Source organism: Naumannella huperziae, assembly GCF_054073625.1.
In genome coordinates this window covers 979,469-1,003,475 of sequence record NZ_JBSXPH010000001.1, presented here as the reverse complement: position 1 = coordinate 1,003,475, position 24,007 = coordinate 979,469, and the positions used below count along the sequence as shown (strand labels likewise).

Below are 24,007 nucleotides of genomic sequence, written 5' to 3'. Positions count from 1 at the left end.
GACGAGAGGAAACCATGATCAGATTCGATGTCAACTGTTCCATCCTGTTCACCGAGCTCCCCCTGCTCGAACGCCCGGCCGCCGCCCGGGCAGCGGGCTTCGACGCCATCGAGCTGTGGTGGCCGTTCGCCGATGCGGTGCCCGCGCAGGCCGAGATCGACGCCCTGGTCCGGGCCATCGAGGAGGCGGGGGTCACCCTCGTCGGCCTGAACTTCGCCGCCGGTGACATGCCGGGCGGTGATCGTGGCCTCTTCTCGTGGCCGCGCCGGGCCACGGAACTGCGCGACAACATCGATGTCGCGCTGGGTATCGGCGAGCGATTGGGCTGTCGCGCCTTCAACGCCCTCTACGGCAACAGGATCGACGATGTCCGACCCGAGGCCCAGGACGAGCTCGCGGTGGAGAATCTCGCCCTTGCCGCCGAGCGCGCCGACCGGTTCGGCGGGGTCATCCTCGTCGAACCGGTGAGCGGCGCCCCCCGCTACCCGCTGCGCACGGCGGCCGACGCCCTCGCCGTCGTCGACGCGGCCGGGCGGGACAACGTCGCCATCCTGGCCGACCTCTACCACCTGGCGGTCAACGGCGACGACGTCGAGGCGGTGATCGACACCCACACCGACCGCATCGGGCACGTGCAGGTGGCCGATGCGCCGGGGCGCCACCAACCCGGGACCGGGACGCTGCCGCTGGCAGCACAGCTCGCGGCGCTGCAGGCCGCGGGCTATGCGGGCAACGTCGGCCTGGAGTACATCCCGGACGGCCCGTCCGAGCGCAGTTTTGGCTGGTTGACCGAAGAGTTCACGACGAAGGAGAAGTTGGCATGAGCAAGATCGCGTTCATCGGGCTGGGCATCATGGGGCTGCCGATGGCCGGCAACCTGATCGACGCCGGGCACGAGGTGACCGGCTACAACCACGCAGTCGAGCGGACGGAGCAACTCGCCGAGCGCGGCGCCCGGATCGCCGACAGCTCGGCAGCCGCGGCAGAACAGGCCGAGGTGATCTGCCTGATGGTGCCCGACTCGCCCGATGTCGAGCAGGTGCTGACGGGCGAGGGTGGGGTGTTCGGCGCGGCGCGCCCGGGTTCCCTGATCATCGACTTCTCCAGCATCCGGCCCGATGTCAGTGCCGCCCTCGCGGCACGCGCGGCCGAGCACGACCTGACGATGATCGACGCCCCGGTCTCGGGCGGCGAGGCCGGCGCGATCGACGGCACGCTGTCGATCATGGTCGGCGGCAGCCCCGAGGCGTTCGCCCGGGCCGAACCGGTGCTGAACGCCGTCGGCTCGACGATCGTGCATGTCGGCCCGAATGGTGCCGGTCAGACCGTGAAGGCGGCGAACCAGCTCATGGTCGCCGGCCACCTGCAGGTACTCGCCGAGGCCCTGGCCTTCCTGGAGGCCTACGGTGCGGACACCACGGCCGCCCTGCGCGTGCTCGGCGGCGGCCTGGCGGGCTCGAAGGTGCTCGCGCTGAAGGGTGAGGCGATGCGTGAGCGTAGCTTCGCCCCGGGCTTTCGGATCGACCTTCACCACAAGGACCTCGGCATCGTCACGACCGCTGCCCGAGGCGCCGATGTGATCTTGCCCCTCGGCTCGCAACTGGCCGCGCTGATGGCGTCGGCCCGAGCGGCCGGCGATGGCGAGCTGGATCATTCCGCCCTGTTCCGCGGCGTGCTGCGGGCCAACGGCCGACCCCTCGAGTGAGCAGGAGAACCATGCCCAAGATGACCGCCGCCCGCGCCGCCGCCGAGATCCTCGTCCGGGAGGGGATCAGTCACCTGTTCGGCCTCCCCGGCGCCGCGATCAACCCGTTCTACTCCGCGGTGCGCGAACAGAACCGACTGCGCCACATCCTCGCCCGGCACGTGGAGGGCGCCTCGCACATGGCCGAGGGATACACCCGGGCCGCACCCGGCAATATCGGTGTCTGCGTCGGAACGTCGGGCCCGGCCGGCACCGACATGATCACCGGCCTCTACTCGGCGGCCGCCGACTCCATCCCGATCCTGTGCATCACGGGTCAGGCCCCGGTGGCCAAGCTGCACAAGGAGGACTTCCAGGCCGTCGACATCGCCTCGATCGCCGCTCCCCTGACCAAGGCGGCGACGACCGTACTGGAGCCGGCGCAGGTCCCCGGGACGTTCCAGCAGGCCTTCCACCTGATGCGTTCGGGCCGGCCGGGCCCGGTGCTGGTGGACCTGCCGATCGACGTGCAACTGGCCGAGATCGACTTCGATCCCGACACCTATGCGCCGCTGCCGCCTTACCGCCCGGCCGCCACCCGCGAACAGGCCGCGCGGGCGATCGACATGTTGTGCTCGGCGGAGCGCCCGCTGATCGTCGCCGGTGGTGGCATCATCAATGCCGACGCCGCAGAGCTGCTGGTGGAGTTCGCCGAGCTGACCGGCGTACCGGTCGTGCCGACCCTGATGGGCTGGGGAACGTTGCCGGACGATCACCCGCTGATGGCCGGAATGGTCGGTCTGCAGACCTCTCATCGCTACGGCAACGACGCAATGCTGGCCTCGGACTTCGTGCTCGGAATCGGCAACCGGTGGGCGAACCGGCACACCGGCGGCCTCGACGTGTATCGCGCCGGGCGCCGATTCGTCCATGTCGACATCGAACCCACCCAGATCGGCCGGGTGTTCGAGCCCGACTTCGGGATCACCTCCGATGCCGGCGCCGCGCTGCGGCTGTTCATCGAGGTCGCCCGCGAGCGGCGCGCGGCCGGCGAACTGCCCGACTGGTCGGCATGGTCCACCTCGGTGGCCGAGCGCAAGCAGCGGTTGCAGCGGCGTACCCACTTCGACGACGTGCCGATCAAACCGCAACGCGTCTACCAGGAGATGAACCGGGTCTTCGGGCCCGACACCCGCTATGTCAGTTCGATCGGTCTGTCGCAGATCGCCGGGGCCCAGTTCCTGCATGTCTACGGCCCGCGGCACTGGATCAACTGCGGGCAGGCCGGGCCGCTGGGGTGGACCGTCCCGGCGGCACTGGGGGTCTGCACCGCCGCCCCCGATGACACCGTGGTCGCGCTCTCCGGCGACTACGACTTCCAGTTCATGATCGAGGAGCTGGCGGTCGGGGCACAGTTCAACATCCCCTACATCCATGTCGTGGTGAACAACGCCTACCTGGGCCTGATCCGCCAGGCACAGCGCAACTTCGACATGGACTACTGCGTGCAGCTCTCCTTCGACAACATCAACTCCGCAGAGGTCAACGGATATGGTGTTGATCATGTCAAGGTGGCCGAGGGGCTGGGATGCAAGGCGCTGCGGGTGTTCGAGCCGGATGGAATCGAGCCGGCCCTCGAGGAGGCGCGCAAGCTCGCGGCCGAGTATCGGGTGCCGGTGATGGTCGAAATCATCCTGGAACGCGTGACGAACATCGCGATGGCGGGTGCCGACATCGACAAGGTGATGGAGTTCGAGGATCTTGCCGAAGCCGGTGAGCTCGCGCCGACCGCATTGGCCGATCGCGAGGCCTGAGATGCGCATCCTGATCGCGCCCGACAAGTTCAAGGGGTCCCTGACCGCCGAGCAGGTCGCCATGATCATCGGCGATGTGCTGACCAGGGACCGCCCGGACCTGGACTGGCGGGCCTGCCCGGTGACGGACGGAGGCGACGGAATGCTCGCTGCCGCGCTGGGGGCGGGCTACGTGCGCGAACCGGTCACGGTGTCCGGGCCGACCGGCCGGTCCGTGGACAGCGGGTACGCCAGACGGGACGGGTCCGCGGTCGTGGAGCTGGCCGATGCGTCGGGATTGGCGCGCCTCCCGGACGGCCGGCCCGACCCGATGGGTGCGAGCACCCGCGGCACGGGTGAGCTGATCGCCGCCGCACTGCGAGCCGGCTGCACCGACATCGTGCTCGGGATCGGCGGGAGCGCATCGACCGACGGTGGCGCCGGCATGGTGACGGCGCTCGGCGCGCGGATCCTCGACGAGCGCGGCGATCCGCTTCCCGACGGCGGCGGGAGCCTCGCCGACGCCGCGGCGCTCGACCTCTCCGGCCTCGATCCCCGACTCGACGGCGCGCAGATCGTCGTCGCCAGCGACGTCGACAACCCGCTGCTGGGGGCGCGGGGCGCGGCGGCGGTCTACGGGCCGCAGAAGGGAGCCGACCCCGATCAGGTCGCGCTCCTGGACCGCTCGCTTCGCCGCTGGGCCGAGCTGGTGCGGACCACGACCGGTCAGGACGTGGCTGCTCGACCGGGCGCGGGCGCCGCCGGGGGCACCGGCTTCGGCGCGATGGCGATCCTCGGCGCCTCGCTGCGCCCGGGGATCGAGATCGTGTTGGACCTGGTCGGCTTCCACGACGCGCTGGCAGGTGCCGACCTGGTGATCACCGGCGAGGGTTCGCTAGACGAGCAGACCCTGCACGGCAAGGCCCCGGCCGGGGTGGCCGAGGCGGCGCGGCGGGGCGGCGTCGCCGTGGCTGCCGTCTGTGGCCGCAACACCCTCAGCCCTGAGCAGGCCGAGCGCGCCGGGTTCGACCGGATCTGGGCGCTCGCCGATCTCGAGCCCAACCCGGCCCGGAGCATGGCGCACGCGCCCGAGCTGCTGGCCAAGCTCGCCCGCGAGATCGCCGCCGACCTCCCGCGCTCATGATGTGAGTTGGCTCGACAACCATCGCCTGGGTTATCGTCGGAGGCGAGTCCCCATCGTCTAGCGGCCTAGGACTCCGCCCTTTCAAGGCGGCAGCGCGGGTTCGAATCCCGTTGGGGATGCCAATCGGTCGGAACCGTCCGATCGCATTTGGTGCGCATCGGCCGCGTCCGGTAAGGTTTCCGAGGCCGGTGAGGTTGCCGGCCGAAGCAACAAGGCCCCGTGGCGCAGTTGGTTAGCGCGTCGCCCTGTCACGGCGAAGGTCGCGGGTTCGAGTCCCGTCGGGGTCGCTGAGCGGTGATACACACGGTCGCAGACCGGGTATCGCCGCTTGTTGCATCCGGGCCGTGTGCCTCGATGCGGCCAGGTAGCTCAGTTGGTAGCAGCGTTCGCCTGAAAAGCGAAAGGTCGCCGGTTCGAACCCGGCCCTGGCCACCAGAACACCCGGAGGCCGCGGCAATGCCGCGGCCTCCGTCGCATTCTCGGACCTGCTCCGCTCACCGAGCCGGTACGCCAGCCTCGACCTCCTCGGACGGCTCGCCCGAGCCATGATCATCCAGCATGGTCGTCTCGTCGAACGGCCGGTCCCCGGCCAGGACCGCGCTCGCCTGCTCGCGGTCGACCTGCTTGGTCCAGGTGCCGATGATCAAGGTCGCCACGGCATTACCGGTGAAGTTGGTCAGGGCCCGCGCCTCGGACATGAAGCGGTCGATGCCGACGATCACCCCGACCCCGTTGATCAGATCCGGACGGTACGCCTGGAGGCCGCCCGCCAGGGTCGCCAGGCCCGCCCCGGTGACGCCGGCCGCGCCCTTGGAGGCAATGATCATGAACACCAGCAGGCCGATCTGCTCCGGCAGCGACATCGGCTTGCCCATCGCCGTGGAGATGAACAGCGAGGCCATCGTCAGGTAGATCGCCGTACCGTCGAGGTTGAAGGAGTACCCGACGGGGACCGTGATCCCGACGACCGGCCGGGACACCCCCAGGTGTTCCATCTTGGCGATCAGCCGCGGCAGCGCCGACTCCGAGGACGAGGTGCCGACGATCAGAAGGTACTCGCGCCCGAGATAGGCCATCAGCCGGAAGATGTTCACCCCGGCGATCACCCGCAGCAACAGGCCGAGAACGACGACGATGAACAACGCACAGGTCAGGTAGAACGCGAACATCAGGGTGGCCAGCGCGACCACGGCGCTCCAGCCGGTCGAGCCGACGACACCGGCGATCGCCCCGAACGCGCCGATCGGGGCAACCCACAGGATCATCGCGAGGATCCGGAAGACCAGCGCCTGGACGACCCGGATGCCGTCCAGGATCGGGGCGCCCTGCTTGCCCATCCGCTGCAGGGCGAAGCCGACCAGCAACGCCACGAAGAGCGTCTGCAGCACCGAGTCACCGGTCAGCGCCGACAGCAGCGTGTCGGGGATGATCCCGAGCACGAAGTCCGACGCCGTCTCCGCCTCCCCCTTCGGCTCGTAGGTGGCGCCCGCGATGTTCAGGCCGGTACCCGGATGGACGAAGTTGCCCACGACCAGCCCGATGGCCAGCGCGAAGGTCGACATCACCATGAAATAGCCGAGCGCGAGGCCGCCGACCTTGCCCACGGTGGCGGCCCGGGCGATCGAACCGATGCCGAGCACGATCGTGCAGAAGATCACCGGCGAGATCATCATCTTGATCAGCGCGACGAAACCGGTGCCCAGCGGGGCCAGCGACTTGCCCACCCCCGGTGCCGCGAGGCCGACCACGATGCCCGCCAGCACGGCGATGATCACCGCAATGTAGAGCCAGTGCGTGCGGTCGCGCCGCCGTGCGACAGGCGCGGGAGAGGTCTGGGGCGACGTTGCCATCGGATTGCTCCTTGCTCGGATACCACGCCACCGCGGCGCGGGTCAGCCGATCATGTCGGCACCGGCGCCGATCGGCGCGCTTTCGTGCATAGAGTTCTCGGGTGCGACGAGCACTCGGAATCGCGAGCGCGCCCTGGCGGTGGTGGCGGTCGGCGAGCATCGCCACGCGGCTGTTCGCCCAGACGACCGCCCTGCTGCTCGTCGCCGCGTTGGCTGCCTTCGCACTCCTGGCCGCCGACGCGCGGGCCGCGGCGGAGGCCAGTGCCGCCCGGACCAGCCGCGAGACGGCGGTCACGATCGCGGCCGCGCCCCAGGTGCGGCGTACCCTCGCCGGGGCGGCCGACCGCTATCCGACCGACCCCCGGCGCGCCGTGGCCGAGGCATCCGCGGCGCTCGAACCGTACGCGGTGGAGGTCGCGGCGGTCACCGATCTCGACTTCGTCACGATCATGGCCGTCGACGGCACGCGCTACACCCACCCCGACCCGTCCCGGATCGGCGCGGCGTACCTCGGCACCATCGAGCCGGCCCAGCGGGGCGAGATCTTCACCGAGGTCTACACCGGCACGCTGGGGCCGTCGGTGCGGGCGATCGTTCCGGTACGCCACGGCGGGCGGATCGTCGGTCTGGTCGCCGCCGGGGTGACCATCGACCAGGTGACCGACACCGTGCTCGCCCGGCTGGGCCTGCTGGCCGGCGCGGTCGCGGCCGCGATCGCGCTGGCCGGTATCGCGGCCTGGCTGATCGCCCGCCGCCTGCGTGCGCTGACCCACGGGCAGGGCCCCGAAGGTCTGGCACGGCTGTTCGCCGCCCACGAGGCGGCGCTGCACTCCGTCGACGACGGCCTGGTGCTGATCGAGGGCGACCGGATCGCCCTGGCCAACGACCGCGCCCGCGAGCTGCTGGGAGTCGCTCCCCCGGCCGAACCGGGCTGGTCGGCCCTGCCACCCGCTGCCCGGGCGCTGGCCGCCGCCGACGGTGCCGCGGACCGGGCCTCGGCGGTGGTGGCCGGCCGCTCGCTGTTGATCGACCGCTCCCCTGCCGAGGTGAGCGGCCGGCAGGCCGTAATGCTCACCATCCGCGACCGCACCGAGCTCAGCCGGATCAGTGGCGAGTTGGACTCCCTGCGCACGATGGCGCGAGCGCTGCGGGCGCAGACCCACGAGTTCGACAATCGGCTGCACACGATCATCACCCTGATCGAGCTGGGCAAGGCCGATCAGGCGCTCGCCTTCGCGGCCGATCGCGACCTCGGTCAGCGGGTCGCCGACCGGATGCTCGCCGCGGACTCCGAGCCGGTGCTGGCGGCCCTGTTGCTCGGCAAGTCCGCCCAGGCCCACGAGCGGGGCGTGCGGTTGTTCTTCGAGACCCATATCGCGCCGGGCGATCACCAGGTGCCGGCGCCGGACCTCGTCACGATCCTGGGCAACCTGATCGACAACGCGATCGACGCGGCCGCGGATCACGTGCGCGATCACTCCCGCGGCACGGACGAACCGGAGGCCTGGGCCGAGGTCTATCTCGACCGCGACGAGGACGGCCAGTTGCTGATCCAGGTCTCCGACAGCGGCCCGGGCATCGAGCCGGGCGAGGAGTCGTCGATCTTCGAGAGCGGCTGGAGCAGCAAGGCAGCGGCGCACGATCGCGGCTACGGCCTCGCGCTGGTCGCCCAGACCGTCGAGCGCCTGGGGGGCAGCATCGAGATCACCCGTGGTGTCGGCGCGGTGTTCACCGTGGCGCTGCCGGGTGCCGGGGAGCAACCATGATCCGCGTACTGATCGTCGAGGACGACCGGCGTACCGCGCAGGCCCACGGGGCCTACACCGATCGGGTCGAGGGATTCGAGGTCGCCGGGATCGTGCACAGTGCCGCCGATGCGGTACGGGCGATCCGCGCGAACCGTGGATCCGACGAGATCCACCTGCTGCTGCTCGACATGAACCTGCCCGACCGGCACGGCCTGGAGTTGTGCCGCGACCTGCGGGCCGCGGGGCTGGGCATCGACGTGATCGCGGTGACCGCGGTACGCGAGCTGGAGACGGTCCGGGGCGCGGTGTCGGCGGGCATCGTGCAGTACCTGATCAAGCCGTTCACCTTCGCCGCGTTCGCCGACAAGCTGCGCCGCTATGCGGCCTATCGCGACCGGCTGGGCACGGCGGACGCGCTCACCCAGGCCGATGTCGACGAGGCCATCGCCGCGCTCCGGACCTCCAATGCACCCGGGCTGGCCAAGGGTCTGTCGGCGACCACGCTGCGCGCGGTCTCCGCGCTGCTCGGGCCCGAGGCCCGGTCGGCGAGCGAGGTGGCCGCCCAGCTCGGCCTGTCGCGGGTCACGGCGCGTCGCTACCTGGAGCACCTGGCCGAGTCGGGCGAGGCGACCCGGGCGCCGCGCTACGGCACGCGCGGGCGCCCCGAGCACCAGTACCGCCGCGCCCGCCCGACCTAGAGCCGGATCGACCCAGAGCCGGATCGACCTAGAGTCGGGTCGATGCAGCACTTCACCAAACGGGGCACGCCGCGTGCCCTCGCCTACGAGGCCGCCGGGCTGGCCTGGCTCGGCGCCGCCGGGGCCGCGCCGGTAGTGCCGCTCGTCGAGCAGCGCGGCGACACGCTGACCACCGCGCGCCTGGCCCCGGTACGCCCGAGCGCCGCCGCCGCCGAGGACTTCGGCCGGGCGCTCGCCGTCACCCACGACGCCGGCGCGCCGGCCTTCGGCTGCCCACCGGACGGCTGGGCCGGTGACGGCTTCGTCGGCGCGGCCTCGCTCAGCCTGGCCCCGGACGAGCGCTGGGGCCGGATGTATGCCGAGCAGCGGGTGCTGCCCTATGCCCGGCAGGCCCGCGACGCCGGGGCGCTCGCGGCCGGCGAGCTCGCGATCATCGAGGCGGTGGCGCAGCGGTTGGCCGCGGGCGATCTCGACGACGAGGCGCCCCCGGCGCGCCTGCACGGGGACCTGTGGTCGGGCAATGTGATCAGCACCGACGCGGGCATGATCATGATCGACCCGGCCGCCCAGGGCGGACACCGACTGCTGGATCTGGCGATGTTGGACCTGTTCGGCTTCTCCCACCTCGACCGGGTGTTCGCCGCCTATGCCGAGGCCTCGGCGTACCTGCCCGACAACTGGCGACAACTGATCGGGCTGCACCAGGTACACCATCTGCTGGTGCACGCGGTGCTGTTCGGGGGCGGCTACGGGGCCAGCGCGGCGCGCGCCGCACGCCCCTACCGCTGAGGGCTCAGCGCTGCGGCTGGCCGCGCCGGTGACGACGCTCCTCGGCGGCGGCCAGCTCGGCCTGCCGCTCGCGCTCCTCCCGCTGCGCGACGATGGCCTCCTCCGACGGCGGGTCCTTGACATCGCCGACGATGGCGGTGCTCGAACGCGGCCAGAACAGATAGCGGGCGCCCAGGTTGATCATGGACTGCAGCCGGTTCCGGTTGCCGAGCAGGAAGAACAGGTGCACCCCGACCCAGAGCAGCCAGGCCGGCAGCCCCTTGATCTTCATCCCGTTGGGGAACTGGGCCACGGCCGAGGCGCGGCCGATGGTCGCCATCTCGCCCTTGTTCCGGTAGTGGAAGGTCGCCGGCTGCTCGCCCCGCACGATGCGCTGGAGCTGGCCGCCGAGGAAGGCGCCCATCTGCATGGCCGGTTGGGCGAGCTGCGGAAGCGGGTCGTTGTTGATCACCGCGCAGTCGCCAATGGCGAAGATCCGGTCCTCACCCTCGACCAGCAGCGTCGGCTCGACCATGATGCGGCTGCCCTTGCCCATCGGCAGGCCCCAGGCGGCGACCGTGTCGTAGCCCGCGATGCCGGCGGCCCAGATCACCAGATCGGCCGGCAGTTCGGTGCCGTCCTTGAGGTCGACATGGTCGGCGTGCACCTCGCTGATCGCGGTGTTCAGCCGGACGTCCACCCCACGGTCCTGCAACTGCTTCAGCGTGTACTTCTGCAGCGACTCGTCGAACGGCGTCAGCAGTTGCGGCGCCATCTCGACGAGGATCACATTGACCTGTTCGATGCTCAGCTCGGGATAGATCACCGGGATGCTGGCCCGCATCTCGGCCAGGGTGCCGGCCATCTCGACGCCGGTGGCCCCGCCCCCGACGACGATGATGTTGAAGCTCTGCCGGCCGCCGCTGTCGGCCAGATCCTCCATGCCGCCGAAGATCATGTCGCGGACCTCGATGGCCGAGGTGCGGGTGTACATGGAGCGGCTGTACTGCGCGGCCCCGGGAATGCCGAAGTGATTGGTGGTGACACCGGTGGCGATCACCAGGTAGTCGTAGTCGATCGGCGGGCCGTCGTCGACGTGGACGCGGCGGGCCGCCTTGTCGATCCCGGTGACCTGCGCCCGGCGTACCGCCGGATGACCCTTCTGGCGCGCGGCGAACAGCCGCAGCGAATAGGTGATGTCGCCCGGGTTCAGGCCGCCGGTGGCGAGTTGGTAGAGCAGCGGCAGGAATGTCGTGTAGGGATGCCGGTCGATGATCGTGACGTGGAACCCCGACTTCGCCAGCTCGTGTGCCGCCGAGACACCACCGAATCCACCACCGACGATGACGACCTTGGGCGCGTCATGCGTTGTCTTCGCGGGTTTCACACCTCCAGTCTTGCCATTCACCGGTCCGGGGGGAAGACCTCGGAGCGAATTAGTGAAAAGAAGCACAAACTCGGCCTCGGGCATACCGACGTTCGCCCGACGGGTTCGACCAAAGGTCGGACAAATCCGGCCGCACGGCCCAGGTTGTGACCCATGACACATCGCCGTCGCTGGTGCGCGGGCATCGCGCTCGCGCTCGCCTCTGCCCTGACCATCACCCTCGCCCCCCAACCCGCCTCCGCCGAGGACCCGCCGGTCGAACAGCTCGTCCGGATCCGGGTCGACTCGACAGACCTGCTCCGCGAGCTCGAACAGGGCGGGCTCGACATCACCCACGACGTCGGGCAGGGGCCCGGCGCGACGTTCGAGGCGACCGTGGTCACCGACCCCGCCGGCCTGGAGCGACTGAGGACCGAGGACGGCGTGGAGGTGCTCGGAACGCTCGACGGTCCGACCAGGGAGGAGGCCCGCGCCCAGCTCAAGGGGAATGCCGAGCCGCTGACCGGACGGCAGAAGGACGCGCTCAAGCCCGCGCCGTCACGCGCGAACAAGCCGGGCCGAGGCCGGCCGCCGGTGGTCTCGCCGGACGGCACGCTGACGGTGCTGCGCGCCGACACCTGGACGACCGGCGGGCAGCGGATGGTCTCGTTGGAGGTACGCAGCGAGGCCGGCCGGGACGATCGGCTCAGCGTGACCACCGACACCGGCCAGTCGCTGACGATGAGCGCATTCGTCGACCAGGGCACATACCTCTACCACCGGCAGTCCCAGCCCGTGCCGCTGACCGGTGACGCCGGTTCGGTGACGGTACGCTCCGGCGCCGACGGGAGCGAGGTCACCGCGCCGCTGGACTCCTGGCTGTCGAGCGGAGTGACCGACTTTCCCGACGGGTTCCGGTGGGGGTTCACCGACGACGGCTATGTCGACTCCGAGCAGACCGACGCGCTGATCGAGAAGCTGGCCGCCGACAATCCCGATGTCGCTGAGGTGGTCGAGTTGCCCAACGAGACCGTCGGCTACGGAGCGCCCGGCGGCGCCCTGGCCGCGCCGGCGAGCTACCCGCGCGAGGGCAAGACCGTGAAGGCGCTGCGGATCGGCCGGGTGCGTGACGGGTCGAAGACGGGTGTCCTGCTCTATGCCCAGGAACACGCGCGCGAGTGGGTGACCTCGCTGGTCGCGCTGGAGACCGCGCAGCGGCTGCTGGCCAACGACGGCACCGACCCGCTGACCACCTCGATGATCGACGACCTGGACATCTTCATCGTGCCGCAGGTGAATCCGGACGGCGTGGCCTACGCCCTCTACGACGACCTCTACCAGCGGTCCAACCGGAATCCGGCGTACTGCCCCGGCGCGGGCACCAACCTCGGCGTCGACCTGAACCGGAACTTCCGGGTCGGCTCGGTGCACGAGGGCTTCGTCGGCGCCTCGGCACGCTGCCCGTCGTCGACCTATGCCGGGCCGGAGCCGCTGTCGGAATCGGAGTCGAAGAACACGGCCTGGCTCGTCGAGCAGCACCCCAACATCAAGTTCGCGATGAACACGCACTCCTTCGGCGGCTACTTCATGTGGTCGCCGGGCGCCTACGACGCGCAGCGCAATCCGCTGCCGCGGCCGAGCCTGGCCACCGAGCAGTACTTCTTCGCGTCCTCGGAGACGATTCTGAGCCGGGTGCGGGAGTACCGCGACACGGTCGTGTGGCCCGGGCGTACCGGTCCGATCAGCGATGTGCTGTACTCGGCGGCCGGCAATTCCGGCGACGATCTGTTCTACGGCGGCGATGCCGAGGACAACACGCCGCACGTCTATGCGTGGAACTTCGAGGTCGGCCTGCCGCGATGGGATGCGGCATCGCAGCGCTGGGTGGACACCGGCGCCTTCTGGCCGGAGTTCGCCGACGAGGGCTTCGGCCAGGCGATGGAGTTCGCCAACGGGTGGTACGGGATCCTCGAGGTCGCGCAGGCGTACGCCAACGACACCACCGACCCGACCTCGAAGGCGAATGTCGACGGGCGCGGCAGCTACTCCGGGCCCGTGGACGTGCTCTGGGAGACCAGCGAGCCCGCGACGATCTACTACACGACGGACGGATCGCGCCCGACCTGGGACTCGCCGACCGTGCAGCAGGACGGGATCCGCGGCGGCGCCCTGCCGATCCGGCTGACCAAGGATCGCACCGTGCTGCAGTGGTTCGCCGTCGATCAGAAGGGCAATGTCGAGGGCAACTACGACCCCGATCGCGGCCGCGGCGCCCCGCAGCGCGAGGTGATCAAGATTCGGTGATTGTTGGGCCAAGTGGTTGACGCCCCCCGCGAACTGGCGAAGACTGACGCCCAAGCGCGAAAGGTCTGACTCCAGACCTTTATCCGGGGTGGAGGTCACCATGGCCGGCAAGGACACCAACAAGCACATCGACTACGCCGCGACCGGCGAGGACTACCTGCAGCGACGCCAACTCAGGCGCGGCGCCGCCGGCTGGGTACTCCTCGCCGGGCTCGGGGTCGCCTACGTCATCTCGGGCGACTTCTCCGGCTGGAACCTGGGTCTCGCCCAGGGCGGTTGGGGCGGACTGTTGATCGCGTTCTTGTTGATGGGACTGATGTACACCTGCATGGTGTTCGGGTTGGCCGAGATGTCGTCGGCCATCCCGGCCACCGGCGCCGGCTACGGATTCGCCCGGCGGGCCCTCGGCCCGCTGGGCGGATTCGCGACCGGGATGGCGGTGCTGATCGAGTACGCCGTCGCGCCGGCCGCCATCGCGACCTTCATCGGCGGCTACATCGAGGCGCTCGGGCTGTTCGGGTTGACCAACTCCTGGCCGATCTACCTCGCCGCGTACGTGATCTTCATCGGTATCCACCTGTGGGGCGTCGGCGAGGCCCTGAAGGTGATCTTCGGGATCACCGTGATCGCGGTGGTGGCCCTGATCGTGACCGCCATTGGTCTGGTCGGGGGCTTCGACGCCGCGAACCTGTTCGACATCGTGCCCGACGGCAGCGCCGGATCGAGCGCCTTCCTTCCGTTCGGGATCACCGGGGCCGTGGCGGCGCTCGTCTACGGCATCTGGTTCTTCCTGGCGATCGAGGGCGTACCGCTGGCGGCCGAGGAGACCGCGGACCCCCGGCGGGACATGCCGCGCGGGATCATCGTCGGGATGGTGATCCTGCTGGTCTTCGGTGCGCTGATGCTGGTGCTCGTGCCGGGCGCCGCAGGGTCCGCGGCGATGGGCGTCTCGGACAGCCCGCTGCCGGAGGCGTTGCGCGCCGTCTACGGGGAGAACAGCGCGCTGGCGAACTTCGTCAACTATGCGGGCCTGGCCGGGCTGATCGCCAGCTTCTTCTCGATCATCTTTGCCTACTCGCGGCAGTTGTTCGCGCTGTCGAGGGCCGGCTATCTGCCGCGCTGGCTGTCGCTTACCGGGACGCGGCGTACCCCATGGGTGGCGCTGATCGTGCCCGGCACGATCGGCTTCATCCTGGCCGCTGCCACCCAGGACGGCGGCTTGTTGATCAACATCGCGGTGTTCGGGGCCACCGTGTCCTATGTGTTGTTGAACCTCAGCCACATCGTGTTGCGCCGCCGCGAGCCGAACCTGGAGCGCGGCTACCGGGCCCCGGGCGGGGTGATCACCACCGGGATCGCGCTGGTGCTGGCCGCGGTCGCGGTCGTCGGCACCTTCTTCGTCGACATCACCGCGGCCGCGATCACCGCGGCGGTCTTCCTGATCGCGATCGCCTACTACTGGTTCTACAGCCGGCACCGGCTGGTGGCGACCGCCCCCGAGGAGGAGTTCGCCGCCATCGAGCAGGCCGAGTCCGAGCTGAACTGACCCGGCTGCCGACGGTTCGGACCGCGACAGGAGTCGCTATCGCGTCGGCTCTGATCGGGGCGACCGGCTGGCAAACCGCACCGTTCCGACTCTGGACGCCATCGGCCGACCGCAGGATGCCGTGGCGCCGCGGGTCGCCATCGGGCCGCTGTCGCCGAGCGTCAGGAAAGTGCGCTCCGACCCGCAGATGTGCCGGGGCCGCGGTGCCGCGTACCGAATCGCCGCGAGAGGTCACTTTCGCACCCGACCGCGCCCGGAGTCTCCCGGGCGCGGTCACTGGGACCGGTTGGCCCTCCGGAGGACGGCGAGCATGGCGGGGCCCAGGATCAGCAGCGCGATGGTGTTGGTGATCGCGCGGCCGGTGTCCCAGCCGCCGGTCGACGTGACCAGCGAGAACAGCACGAAGCTGCGCAGGTTCTCCAGCAGGGGAGCCCCGGCGCGATAGTCCAGCACCCCGTCGGCGCCGCCGAAACCCTCCACCGAGATCCCGGTGATGAACGGCCAGAACCACAGGTTCATCAACAATCCGAACAGGTACGCCGAGACGATGCCGTAGCCGATCAGCATCGCCAGCTCCGCCCTGCCGCGCACGCGCCGCGGCAACAACCCCGCGCCCAGCCCGATCCAGGCCGAGCACATCATCTGGAACGGCAGCCACGGCCCCACCCCGCCGGTGAGCAGCGCGGAGGCGAACAGCGACGTGCAGCCGAGCAGATACCCGAACCCCGGCCCGAACACCCGGCCGGCCAGGATCAGCAGGAAGAACACCGATTCCACCCCGGCGGTGCCGGCGCCCAGCGTCGGGCGGATCGCGGCATTCAGGGCGGACAGCACGCCGAGCATCGCCAGCGAGCGCGAGTCCATCCCGCCCTCGGTGAGCTGGGCGAGCACGAGCAGGACGATGATCGGCAACAACGCGGAGAAGATGAACGGCGCGTCGCCGGAATGCTGCCCGGGCTCCGGGGTGACCGGGATCCACAGCGGCCAGCCGAACATCGCCAGCCCGAGCACGGTCGCGATACCGATGATGATCATCGACCAGGGCCCGAGGCGCACGCCGATCCGGGGCTGGCCGACCTCGATCACCGGCAGCGCCGCTTGATCCGATCGCCCGGTCACGGCAGCGCCTCCGTGACCTCGTCGGCGGTCAGGTACGCCAACGGCGCGAACACCTTGGCGACCTGGGTGGCGAGCAGCGGCGAGCCGGCCAGCACCGCGCGCGGCGTACCGTCGGAGACGATCTCCCCCTCCGCCGCCACCACCACCCGATCGCAGGTCAGCGCGACGAACTCGACATCATGGGTGGCGATCACCACCGCCTTGCCGCGCGCGGCGAGATCGCGGACCAGTCCGGTCAGCACCGCCTTCGCCTCGTAGTCCAGCCCGCGCGTGGGCTCGTCCAGCAGCACCAGCGGCGCGTCCCGGGCGAGCTGCAGCGCGAGCACGAGCGCCAGCTTCTGCCCCTCCGAGAGGTCCCTCGGGTGCGCCTGCGGGTCGACCTCCCCCACCAGCCGCCGCAGCGTCGACGCGGTCGCCCCGGGCGCGAGCCCGGCCTGTGCGTCCGCCTCGGCACACTCGGCGGCGACCGTCTCCAGATAGAGCAGGTCGGTCGGCGTCTGGGGAACCAGCGCGATCGCGCCGTGCCGGGCGGCCGCTCCGGCGACCCGCACGCTGCCTGCATCGCGCTGCCCCGCCCCGTGCACGGCCCACAGCAGGGACGACTTGCCCGAGCCGTTGCGGCCCATCAGGGCGAGCACCTGGCCGGTGGGCACCGCCAGGTCCACCCCGCGCACCGCGACCGTTCCCCCGTAGCGGACCGTGATCCCGCGCGCATCCAGACCCGGCCCGCGGCTCGTCGGGTCCGGGGCGGCCGCCGGAGGGGGCAGGGTACGCCGCAGCCCGGCGGCGGCGCGCCGGCCGTCGCGGATGTTCAGCGGCAGCGGCTGCCATCCCAGCCGGCGCCCGAGATCGACCAGCGGGGGCACGATCGGCGCGTCGGCCATGATCACCCGCGGATCGTCGTGGCGTACCGTTCCGTCCGGCAGCACCTGGATGATCGAATCCGCATGCTCGATCACCCGCTCCATCCGATGCTCGGCCATGATCACCGTGGTACCGAGGTCGTGGACCAGCCGCTGCAGCAGCGCGATCACCTCCTCGGCGACGATCGGGTCGAGCGCCGAGGTCGGCTCGTCGAGCAGCAGCACGGGCGGCCGGGCGGTGAGCACGCTGCCGATCGCCACCCGCTGCTGCTGCCCGCCGGACAGGGTACGCAGGGCGCGAGCGCGCAGGTCCGCGATGCCCAACAGGTCAAGGGTTTCCTCGACCCGCGCGCGCATGGTCGCCGCCGGTAGCCCGAGCTGTTCCATCGTGTAGGCGAGTTCCTCCTCGACCGTGTCGGTGACGAAGCCGGCCAGCGGGTCCTGGCCCACCCAGCCGACCCGGTCGGCCAGCTCGCGCGGGGCGAACTCGGTGGTGTCGACGCCGTCGATCGTGATCCGCCCGACCCGGCGGCCGCCGGTGAACCGGGGCACCAGGTTGTTGATCGAGCCGAGCAGGGTGGACTTCCCGCTACCGGTACGCCCGATCGCCAGCACCAGCTCGCCCTCGGGGATGGTCAGGTCGACGCCGCTCAGCACGTCGGCATCCGCGCCCGCATAGCGGACGGTCAGCCCCTCGACCGTGATCACCAGACACCTCCGCTCACGACAGGCCCCCCAGCTCCGCTCGGTGCCGGTCGGCCTCGCCGACGCCGAGGGCCGGCGGCGGCGTGATCACCGCGGGCAGTAGCGCGATCGCAAAGCCGACCAGCAGCAGCGGCGTGACGACGGGCCACTCGTCGACGGTCGGGATCAATACGGCGGCATCGGCCGACTCCCAGACGATGCTGAACACCACGAACGGCGTCAGCCCGCAGGCGACGACGAGTGTCTCGGCCACGCCCCAGCCGTCGGGGCGGTAGCGAGTGCGGCGTACCGTGCGGCCCGCGAAGCGGAAGCCGAGCACCCCGCACAGGGCGCCGGCGGCCAGGAACGGTACGCCGGCAGGCAGCGCGAGCGGGCCGATCCGCAACTGGTCCATGAATCCCGACAGCGTCGCGTAGGCGCCGATCGACAACAAGATCATCGCGGCCAGGATCAGGACCGCCGAGCGCACCCGATCGGCCACCCGGCCGCCACCGGTACGCCCGTAGCCGCGCGCATCCATCGATGACGCGAGCTGCAAGGAGCGGTCCAGCGCATCGGTCACCACGGGGACCACGATCGCCCGCACGAACCGGTAGCGCCGGACGAAGCCACGGCCGGGCGCGCTGACCCCGGTGCGTAGCGCCCGGGCCCGGCGTACCCGCAGCACCGAGTCCGCGAGCTGGGCGAAGACGGTCACGGAGACGACCAGGATCGCGCCGATCTCGTAAAGGGCGCCGGGCACCTGGGCGAGCAGGCGCTTCGGGTTGGCGAGCGAGTTCGCGGCGCCGACGCAGACCACGATGCAGGCCAGCCGGAGGCCGTCGTAGAGCCCGTAGAGCAGGGATTCCGCACTGACGGCACCGAGCAGCCGGAACCCGCCGACCCAGTACGGCAGCGGCACCTCCGGCAGCCGGAACAAGATCGTCTCGCCGTCGCCGCCGCCGAAGATCACCCGGTAGAACAGCCGCATGATCACGATGAACGCGCCGAGCAGCAGGTAGAAGCGGAACGACCGCGACCACGGGCCGTCACCGCGGCGGGCGGCGACGACGACGGCGGCGACGGCCATCAGCAGCAGCGTGAGCAGCGGATTGATCGTCAGGCTGGCGGCAGCGGCGAGTGCGATGGCGTACGCCCACCAGGCCGCGGGATTCAGCGATCGCGGCAGCCAGTAGCGCACCCACGCCGCCCGCGGCGAGGGCCCCGGCCTGGTGTGCACTCCGCCGCCTTCCGGTCGCTTGAGGTCCGATCCGGCAGCATAGCCGCCGCTCAGGGGCCGAACCTGCGCCACAACATGATGCCGCCGCCGACGGCACCCACGCCGGCGACCGCGCCGATTCCGGCAATGGTGCCGACCGGTACGCCGCCGACAACCGTGGCGGTCGGCAGCGGCCGGGCGCCGTCGGCGCTTCCCCGGGCCGGGTCGGTGCGGGTCTCGACCGCGGCCGGCGACGGGGTGGGCGTGCCGGTGGGTGTCGGTGTCTGGCTGGGTGTCGGGGTCCGGCTGGGTGTCGGGCCGGACGTCGGGGTCGGGGTGCGGGCGGCGGTCGGGGTCGGCCGGGGGGACCGGCCCGGGGACGAGCCGCGATTCGGGCTGGGTGCCGCGGTCGTGCGCCGCTCGGGCCGGGCCTTCGGCGTACCCTCGCCGGAATCCTCGCGCCGGCCGCGCTCGCCCTCGGCGACCTCGGGCTGCTGGGCGCGCGGGTCGTTGCCCCGCGGTGCGGGCTCGGTGCGCGGCGCCTGCTTCTCGCTGTTCGGCCGCCGCGGGCTCACTCGCGGCCGCGGGTTGGTCTCGGCGGTTGCGTTCAACGAGAACGACCAGCCCTCGAAGCCGCCGACGATGGCCTGTCGGTTCTTCACCCCCCACTGCGAGTAGGTCCACGACCCGCCGTTGGTGGCATGCCAGTAGGACCAGTACGCCTTCGCGGGCGGGGTGTCGATGCACCGCTCCCGGTAGCCCGGGTTGCCCGTGACGGCGAGCTGCTCGGTGGCCGAGGGGCGCCCGGCGATCCGACAGATGAACTGGTCGCCCCAGCGGCGCACGCCCTCGATGTCCAGGCCGGCCCGCCGGAGCGCGTCCAGTCCGGTGCCGGAGCCGAAGTTCGGCGCGCAGCGGACGATCGTCTGACCGCCGAGGGCCTGGAAGTCGACCACCACCGTGACGCCCTTGGCGTCCTTGCAGTAGCCGGCATAGCCGGCCGCCCGGGCTCGCTGCGGGGCGAGCCAGGCGGCCGCGCCGGTGATCAACAGCGCCAGTACGGCGGCCGCGGCCAGCACCCGGCTCGCGCCGCCTCCCGTGCCCCGCATCAGTGTCGCCGCAGCAGGCGGGCGCCGGCACCGACGGCGAGCAGGCCCGCGGTGAGCAGGCCGATGATGGCCGGAGCGCCGGTATCGGCCAGCGGTCCGGCGCCGGGCGAGGGCGGCGGGGTCGCGGTGTCCGGGTTCGGCGCTGCCGGGGCGCTGGCGGTCGCGTCCGGCGTGGGCGAGACGGTCGGCGGGGCGCCGATGCCCGGCGTCGCGGACGCGCTCGAGGACGGCGGGACGGTCGGGGACGCCGATACGGTCGGGGACGCCGAGGCAGTCGGGGACGGCCACGTGCTCGGGGACGGCGAGGCGCTCGGCGAGGGAGTGCTCGGCTGAGGCGTCGGCGCGGGCCCGCGTCCGAGCTCGGTCAGGGAGACCGGGACGAACGCGAAGATCGCCTGAGCGCTCGCGCGGCGCCACTGGTCGTTTCCGTCGGCGCCCCCCGCGGCAAAGGACTCGGCGTTGTAGGCGATGGCACCGGCATCGCTGCCGGTGTCGAGCTGCAGGCCGGCGACCCACTCGCCGGCCGCGGCGGCGGCCTCGTCCTCGCCTGCGGTGGCCAGTGCGGCGGCGACCAGCCCGGTGCTGTTGGCATTCGCGCCCTCGGTGGAGACCCCGCCGCCGAAGGATCCGTCGTCGCGCTGCTCGGTGATCAGCCAGGCGACGGCTCGCGCCGCCGATGCCGTGGCGTCGTCACCGCCGGCGGCGTACAGCGCCATGATCGCCATCGCGGTCGCGTCGCGGTCGGGCTGCCCACCCGCGGCATCGCAGCCCCGGCCGTCGGGATCGGGGAAGATCACGAAGAAGCCGTCCGCGCACTGCTGGGTGATCAGGAAGTCGACGGCCTCGCCGGGCAGGGCGTCCTCCTCGGCCAGGCCCATCACGATCAGGCTCTGGGCGAAGGTGTTCGCGGCACCACCGGTACGCTCACCGGACTCCAGCGTCGAGGCGACCTGACCGTCCGGTCCGATGGCGTCGGTGGCCAGCCCGACCAGGTCCAGACCACCGAAGTCGGCCGGATCGCGACCGACCGACTGGGCGGCGACGATCAGCTTGCCGACCGATCCGGACGCGTAATAGCCCTCGATGCCGAAGCTGGTGTAGTCCGACGCATTCGCCTCGACGGCGTCGGCGACCTCCGTGACGCGGTCGGCGTCCGCGCCGGCGGCAATCAGCGCCCACAGCGTGTCCACGGTGAGGCCCCAGTCGGTGAACGAAGGATCGAACGACGAGCCCATCCGCCCGTCGTCGAGCTGCCCGTAGAGCCAGTCCGCCGCGGCCGTGGCCTCGGCCTGCCGGGCGGCGGGTGCGGCCTGTGCCGCTGGCGCGACCAGCGCGCCCAGGGTGAGTGCCCCGGCGGCCGTGACGGCGCCAAGGGTCGACAGAATCTTCATTTTTCCTCGTATCTGCTGTCCGCGACAGATCGTCGAAGGTGGCACCCGTCAGGTGGCGATCCGGCTCTACGGTTGCGGGACAGCGCCGGAATCTCACCGGCTTCCCCTGGGCCTGACGGGCTTGGGTTCAGTTGTGGCTCGCGCCGCGCGCAGCATATACCCCGACCGTCGTGACCAGCGGCGCAGATCGATCAGCGACCTGCTCCTGCTGCGTCACCCGCCCTGGTCTGGCGTGGGCGGCAGCCATCGCGTCAGCCGGGTATCCGCGCGGACATACAACGGGTGCCGCGGCTGGCCCGATTTCGTCAGTCCCAGCGCGTCGAGCCGCCCAGCGAAGGCCACCACCTCGCTGACTCGGCCGGGACGCCCGTGCGCGCCCCACGCTGCTACCACCGGACTGCCGGCTCGCACGGCGACGCCGAGCACATCGCGAAGGTGATCATCGTTCTCGGGGCCGACGGGATCGTCGGCCCGCCACAGGTCCGCCGGCTTGGTGGCTCGGTACGCGTACAGGTTGACCACGACGAGACCGCCCAGACCCCACGTCCTGGCGAATCTCATGCAGCGCCGGATCGTCGGATCGTCCTCCTTCGCGTCCGCGGTCGACGGGTTGAGCAGGATGAATGTCGCGTCGGGCCGATCGACATCCCACACGCGAGTGAGTCGGTACCGGTAGCGCCCACACTCCGACAGCACGGCGCCGCTCGACCGTCCGTTGCACGAGATGTCTCCCACCGCTATCTCCTCCGTCGCCGCATCATGATCACAACAGCCGCGCAAGCCACCGCCGCGAGCGCGATCACCCCGACCAGCGTGGCGATGGGCGATCCCGGCGTCTCGCGCGGCTCGGCCGGCGAGGCATCCGACCCCTGATCGGGATCCGCGCCGGGCGGCGCCGGGGCGGCGTTCAGCGCGAACGACCAGCCCTCGGTCGAGCCGGGAGCCACGGTACGCCGGTCCGCCCCGAGCTGGGAGAACTGCCAGGCGCCGCCGGCCTCGGCGTACCACGACGACCAGTGCGCCGCCTCGGGCGGGGTGTTCGTGCAGGTCTCGCGATAACCCGCCCGTCCGCCCACCGTCAGCCGTTGATCAACTCCGGGCCGGCCGTCGATCCGGCAGACGAAGGAATCGCCCCAGTCGGGCACGCCGGTGATCTCGAAGCCCGCGTCGCGCAGCGCCGCAAGGCCGGACTGCCCGCCGGCGTCCGGGGCGCACCGGGTGATCACGTCGCCGCCCAACGCGGTGAAATCGACGACCACGCTGACCCCGTCGGGTTCTCGGCACGCACCCGGATATCCGCCCTCGGCGCGGGCCACCCCGGGCGCGACCAGCCACATGATCAGCGCCGCGAGGATGATCAGTGCGCGGCGACTTCGGCCCACTCGTCCCGCGCAACTTCCGGCGCCGGCTGGGCCGGGGCATAGGCACCGCACCAGCGGGTGATCTCGGCGAAGGTGCGCTCGCGCACCGGCGCCGCCGACAGCAACAGGTCGTGCATCCCGTCGGCGATCCGGGCAACGGTGACCAGCGGGCCGAGCCGCACCGCCCGCGAGGCGATCTGGCGGACGTCAAGCACGATGTCGGACCGCATCATCTCCTCGTCCCAGCTCCGCCGGAAGAGGGTACGCCCGGCCGCCAGCACCAGCACCGGGCAGCCGATCCCGAGCCCCCGGGCGACCCGCTGGTGACCGTTCAGCACGGCCTGCAGCCAGCCCGCCCGGACCAGCGAGATCTCGCCGCCCTTCAGCGTCAGGTCGTAGTCCCACTCGCCGTCATGATCAAGGTGGGTCGCACGGCGGTGGAATCCGGGATCGGGCAGCGGCAGCGGGGTGGTCGGCCGCAGCGTGCTCAGCGACTGCACCATCGGTGGGCCGAGCGTACGGATCGTCTGGCTGCCCTGCAGGTCCAGCCACGGCGAGTTCAGCACGAGCGCGACGAGCGTACCGTTCTCGATCATGGAACGCCGCTCGGCGGCATACAGCGACGCGATCAGCCCGCCCGTCGAGTGACCCATCAGGAGCAGCCGCGGATACTCGCTGGCGATCACCTCGCAGGCGCGATCGAGCTCGACGAAGTACTCGGTCAGGTCGGTGGTGAACCCGAACAACTGCCCCTCGCGATAGCTGCGGCCGTAGCGGCGCAGGTCGATCGCATGGAAGGCGTACCCGTGTCGGGTCCAGTAGTCCGCCAGGTGCCGCTGGAAGAAGTAGTCGTTCCAGCCGTGCACATACAACACGGCGGTACGCCCGGGCTCGCCCGCGTCATCGAGCCGCCGCGCGGCACGCACCAGCGTCGCGGTGATCTCGGTGTCCTCGGGCTCTCCCGGGTAGACCTGTGGCTCGGTGATCGGCAACGACAACTGCTCGAAACCGTCGAGCAGGTCGGGCCGCCATGCCGTCACAGCACGCTCCCGACCGGACCGGCCTCAGCCGGACTGTCGCAGGTCGTCGTCGACGTCGGCGTACTTCGCCGCCAGCTCCGCGTACTCGTCGGGGATGTCGTCTCGCGGATCATCCTCGGAGGGATACGGATCGTCGTCCCGCCCTCCACGAAGTTCCCGCTCCAGCGACTGGAAGTCGGTGTCCACGGGACGGTACTTGAGTTCCCGGGCCACCTTCGTCTGCTTTGCCTTTGCACGGCCGCGCCCCATCTGGGTCGACCCCCTCGCACTCGTCACGCGGTGAACCGCGGTTCATCTGGTCAATGTCGTGCCTGACAGGC

Annotated in this window: 20 protein-coding genes, 3 tRNA genes and 1 riboswitch; of the genes, 12 read left to right on the top strand and 11 right to left on the bottom strand. The window is 71.1% G+C overall.

Annotated features, from left to right (window positions below):
* The first annotated feature begins 14 nt into the window (after positions 1-14).
* The 7 genes from ACXDC7_RS04750 to ACXDC7_RS04720 all read left to right on the top strand — a co-directional run bounded on the left by ACXDC7_RS04750 (position 15) and on the right by ACXDC7_RS04720 (position 5,056).
* A complete protein-coding gene (locus tag ACXDC7_RS04750) occupies positions 15-824 on the top strand; it encodes a hydroxypyruvate isomerase family protein (protein ID WP_459221381.1) in 810 nt (269 codons plus the stop codon).
* Entirely contained in the window at positions 821-1,705 is an 885-nt protein-coding gene (locus ACXDC7_RS04745) for an NAD(P)-dependent oxidoreductase (protein ID WP_179444591.1), read from the top strand. Before ACXDC7_RS04750 ends, ACXDC7_RS04745 begins: the two co-directional genes overlap by 4 nt.
* A gap of 11 nt (positions 1,706-1,716) precedes the next feature.
* The gene (gcl, locus tag ACXDC7_RS04740) at positions 1,717-3,498 is read left to right on the top strand and encodes a glyoxylate carboligase (protein ID WP_179444592.1); all 1,782 of its coding nucleotides are present in this window, start codon (positions 1,717-1,719) and stop codon (positions 3,496-3,498) included.
* A 1-nt stretch (position 3,499) separates the two neighbouring features.
* Entirely contained in the window at positions 3,500-4,621 is a 1,122-nt protein-coding gene (locus ACXDC7_RS04735) for a glycerate kinase (protein ID WP_459221380.1), read from the top strand.
* Positions 4,622-4,667: 46 nt separating this feature from the next.
* Positions 4,668-4,743, top strand: a tRNA-Glu gene (locus ACXDC7_RS04730).
* Positions 4,744-4,834: 91 nt separating this feature from the next.
* Positions 4,835-4,908, top strand: a tRNA-Asp gene (locus ACXDC7_RS04725).
* A 71-nt stretch (positions 4,909-4,979) separates the two neighbouring features.
* A tRNA-Phe gene (locus ACXDC7_RS04720) sits at positions 4,980-5,056 on the top strand.
* 59 nt (positions 5,057-5,115) lie between these two features.
* On the opposite strand, the gene ACXDC7_RS04715 is transcribed toward ACXDC7_RS04720, so the two are convergent.
* The gene (locus ACXDC7_RS04715; protein WP_459221379.1) at positions 5,116-6,471 is read right to left on the bottom strand and encodes a cation:dicarboxylate symporter family transporter; all 1,356 of its coding nucleotides are present in this window, start codon (positions 6,469-6,471) and stop codon (positions 5,116-5,118) included.
* A gap of 101 nt (positions 6,472-6,572) precedes the next feature.
* On the opposite strand from ACXDC7_RS04715, the gene ACXDC7_RS04710 reads away from it, so the two are divergent.
* Genes ACXDC7_RS04710 through ACXDC7_RS04700 form a run of 3 tightly spaced genes read left to right on the top strand, consistent with a single transcriptional unit; the run spans position 6,573 to position 9,706 of the window.
* A complete protein-coding gene (locus ACXDC7_RS04710) occupies positions 6,573-8,237 on the top strand; it encodes an ATP-binding protein (protein WP_459221378.1) in 1,665 nt (554 codons plus the stop codon).
* Positions 8,234-8,917: a response regulator gene (locus ACXDC7_RS04705; RefSeq protein ID WP_459221377.1), complete on the top strand. Its 684-nt coding sequence runs from the start codon at positions 8,234-8,236 to the stop codon at positions 8,915-8,917. The genes ACXDC7_RS04710 and ACXDC7_RS04705 overlap by 4 nt, the downstream gene beginning before the upstream one ends.
* A gap of 42 nt (positions 8,918-8,959) precedes the next feature.
* Entirely contained in the window at positions 8,960-9,706 is a 747-nt protein-coding gene (locus tag ACXDC7_RS04700) for a fructosamine kinase family protein (RefSeq protein WP_459221376.1), read from the top strand.
* A 4-nt stretch (positions 9,707-9,710) separates the two neighbouring features.
* Here the strand turns inward: ACXDC7_RS04700 and ACXDC7_RS04695 are convergent, their stop codons facing one another.
* Complete coding sequence (locus ACXDC7_RS04695) at positions 9,711-11,093, bottom strand: NAD(P)/FAD-dependent oxidoreductase (RefSeq protein ID WP_425487397.1); 1,383 nt, start codon at positions 11,091-11,093, stop codon at positions 9,711-9,713.
* A gap of 132 nt (positions 11,094-11,225) precedes the next feature.
* Between ACXDC7_RS04695 and ACXDC7_RS04690 the strand changes: the two genes are divergently transcribed.
* On the top strand, positions 11,226-13,355 hold the full coding sequence (locus ACXDC7_RS04690) for a M14 family metallopeptidase (protein ID WP_459221375.1): 2,130 nt from the start codon (positions 11,226-11,228) through the stop codon (positions 13,353-13,355).
* 100 nt (positions 13,356-13,455) lie between these two features.
* Positions 13,456-14,901 carry an ethanolamine permease gene (gene eat, locus ACXDC7_RS04685; RefSeq protein ID WP_459221374.1) on the top strand — a complete coding sequence of 482 codons (1,446 nt, stop codon included), beginning with the start codon at positions 13,456-13,458 and terminating at the stop codon, positions 14,899-14,901.
* Positions 14,902-15,174: 273 nt separating this feature from the next.
* Here the strand turns inward: eat and ACXDC7_RS04680 are convergent, their stop codons facing one another.
* The 9 genes from ACXDC7_RS04680 to ACXDC7_RS04640 all read right to left on the bottom strand — a co-directional run bounded on the left by ACXDC7_RS04680 (position 15,175) and on the right by ACXDC7_RS04640 (position 23,936).
* Positions 15,175-15,936 carry an ECF transporter S component gene (locus tag ACXDC7_RS04680; protein ID WP_459222802.1) on the bottom strand — a complete coding sequence of 254 codons (762 nt, stop codon included), beginning with the start codon at positions 15,934-15,936 and terminating at the stop codon, positions 15,175-15,177.
* 80 nt (positions 15,937-16,016) lie between these two features.
* Positions 16,017-17,591: an ATP-binding cassette domain-containing protein gene (locus ACXDC7_RS04675; protein ID WP_179444601.1), complete on the bottom strand. Its 1,575-nt coding sequence runs from the start codon at positions 17,589-17,591 to the stop codon at positions 16,017-16,019.
* Between the two features lie 13 nt (positions 17,592-17,604).
* Positions 17,605-18,807, bottom strand: coding sequence for a CbiQ family ECF transporter T component (locus ACXDC7_RS04670; RefSeq protein WP_459221373.1), 1,203 nt, complete (start codon positions 18,805-18,807; stop codon positions 17,605-17,607).
* Positions 18,808-18,857: 50 nt separating this feature from the next.
* The gene (locus ACXDC7_RS04665) at positions 18,858-19,895 is read right to left on the bottom strand and encodes a hypothetical protein (RefSeq protein ID WP_459221372.1); all 1,038 of its coding nucleotides are present in this window, start codon (positions 19,893-19,895) and stop codon (positions 18,858-18,860) included.
* Complete coding sequence (locus ACXDC7_RS04660) at positions 19,895-21,286, bottom strand: hypothetical protein (RefSeq protein WP_459221371.1); 1,392 nt, start codon at positions 21,284-21,286, stop codon at positions 19,895-19,897. Before ACXDC7_RS04660 ends, ACXDC7_RS04665 begins: the two co-directional genes overlap by 1 nt.
* Before the next feature lie 45 nt (positions 21,287-21,331).
* Positions 21,332-21,405, bottom strand: a riboswitch (adenosylcobalamin-variant (AdoCbl-variant) riboswitch).
* Positions 21,406-21,499: 94 nt separating this feature from the next.
* On the bottom strand, positions 21,500-21,982 hold the full coding sequence (locus tag ACXDC7_RS04655) for a DUF1643 domain-containing protein (protein ID WP_459222801.1): 483 nt from the start codon (positions 21,980-21,982) through the stop codon (positions 21,500-21,502).
* 41 nt (positions 21,983-22,023) lie between these two features.
* Positions 22,024-22,668, bottom strand: coding sequence for a hypothetical protein (locus ACXDC7_RS04650; RefSeq protein ID WP_459221370.1), 645 nt, complete (start codon positions 22,666-22,668; stop codon positions 22,024-22,026).
* A complete protein-coding gene (locus ACXDC7_RS04645; RefSeq protein WP_459221369.1) occupies positions 22,644-23,687 on the bottom strand; it encodes an alpha/beta hydrolase in 1,044 nt (347 codons plus the stop codon). Before ACXDC7_RS04645 ends, ACXDC7_RS04650 begins: the two co-directional genes overlap by 25 nt.
* Positions 23,688-23,711: 24 nt before the next feature.
* Positions 23,712-23,936 (bottom strand): DUF3073 domain-containing protein, encoded by a 225-nt coding sequence (locus ACXDC7_RS04640; protein ID WP_179444606.1) that lies wholly within the window; start codon positions 23,934-23,936, stop codon positions 23,712-23,714.
* Between the last annotated feature and the right edge of the window lie 71 nt (positions 23,937-24,007).

Coding starts and splice junctions, on each gene's coding strand:
- ACXDC7_RS04750 (WP_459221381.1), top strand. CDS start 15: ATGATCAGATTCGATGTCAACTGTTCCATCCTGTTCACCGAGCTCCCC.
- ACXDC7_RS04745 (WP_179444591.1), top strand. CDS start 821: ATGAGCAAGATCGCGTTCATCGGGCTGGGCATCATGGGGCTGCCGATG.
- gcl (WP_179444592.1), top strand. CDS start 1,717: ATGCCCAAGATGACCGCCGCCCGCGCCGCCGCCGAGATCCTCGTCCGG.
- ACXDC7_RS04735 (WP_459221380.1), top strand. CDS start 3,500: ATGCGCATCCTGATCGCGCCCGACAAGTTCAAGGGGTCCCTGACCGCC.
- ACXDC7_RS04715 (WP_459221379.1), bottom strand. CDS start 6,471: ATGGCAACGTCGCCCCAGACCTCTCCCGCGCCTGTCGCACGGCGGCGC.
- ACXDC7_RS04705 (WP_459221377.1), top strand. CDS start 8,234: ATGATCCGCGTACTGATCGTCGAGGACGACCGGCGTACCGCGCAGGCC.
- ACXDC7_RS04700 (WP_459221376.1), top strand. CDS start 8,960: ATGCAGCACTTCACCAAACGGGGCACGCCGCGTGCCCTCGCCTACGAG.
- ACXDC7_RS04690 (WP_459221375.1), top strand. CDS start 11,226: ATGACACATCGCCGTCGCTGGTGCGCGGGCATCGCGCTCGCGCTCGCC.
- eat (WP_459221374.1), top strand. CDS start 13,456: ATGGCCGGCAAGGACACCAACAAGCACATCGACTACGCCGCGACCGGC.
- ACXDC7_RS04680 (WP_459222802.1), bottom strand. CDS start 15,936: ATGATCATCATCGGTATCGCGACCGTGCTCGGGCTGGCGATGTTCGGC.
- ACXDC7_RS04665 (WP_459221372.1), bottom strand. CDS start 19,895: ATGCGGGGCACGGGAGGCGGCGCGAGCCGGGTGCTGGCCGCGGCCGCC.
- ACXDC7_RS04660 (WP_459221371.1), bottom strand. CDS start 21,286: ATGAAGATTCTGTCGACCCTTGGCGCCGTCACGGCCGCCGGGGCACTC.
- ACXDC7_RS04640 (WP_179444606.1), bottom strand. CDS start 23,936: ATGGGGCGCGGCCGTGCAAAGGCAAAGCAGACGAAGGTGGCCCGGGAA.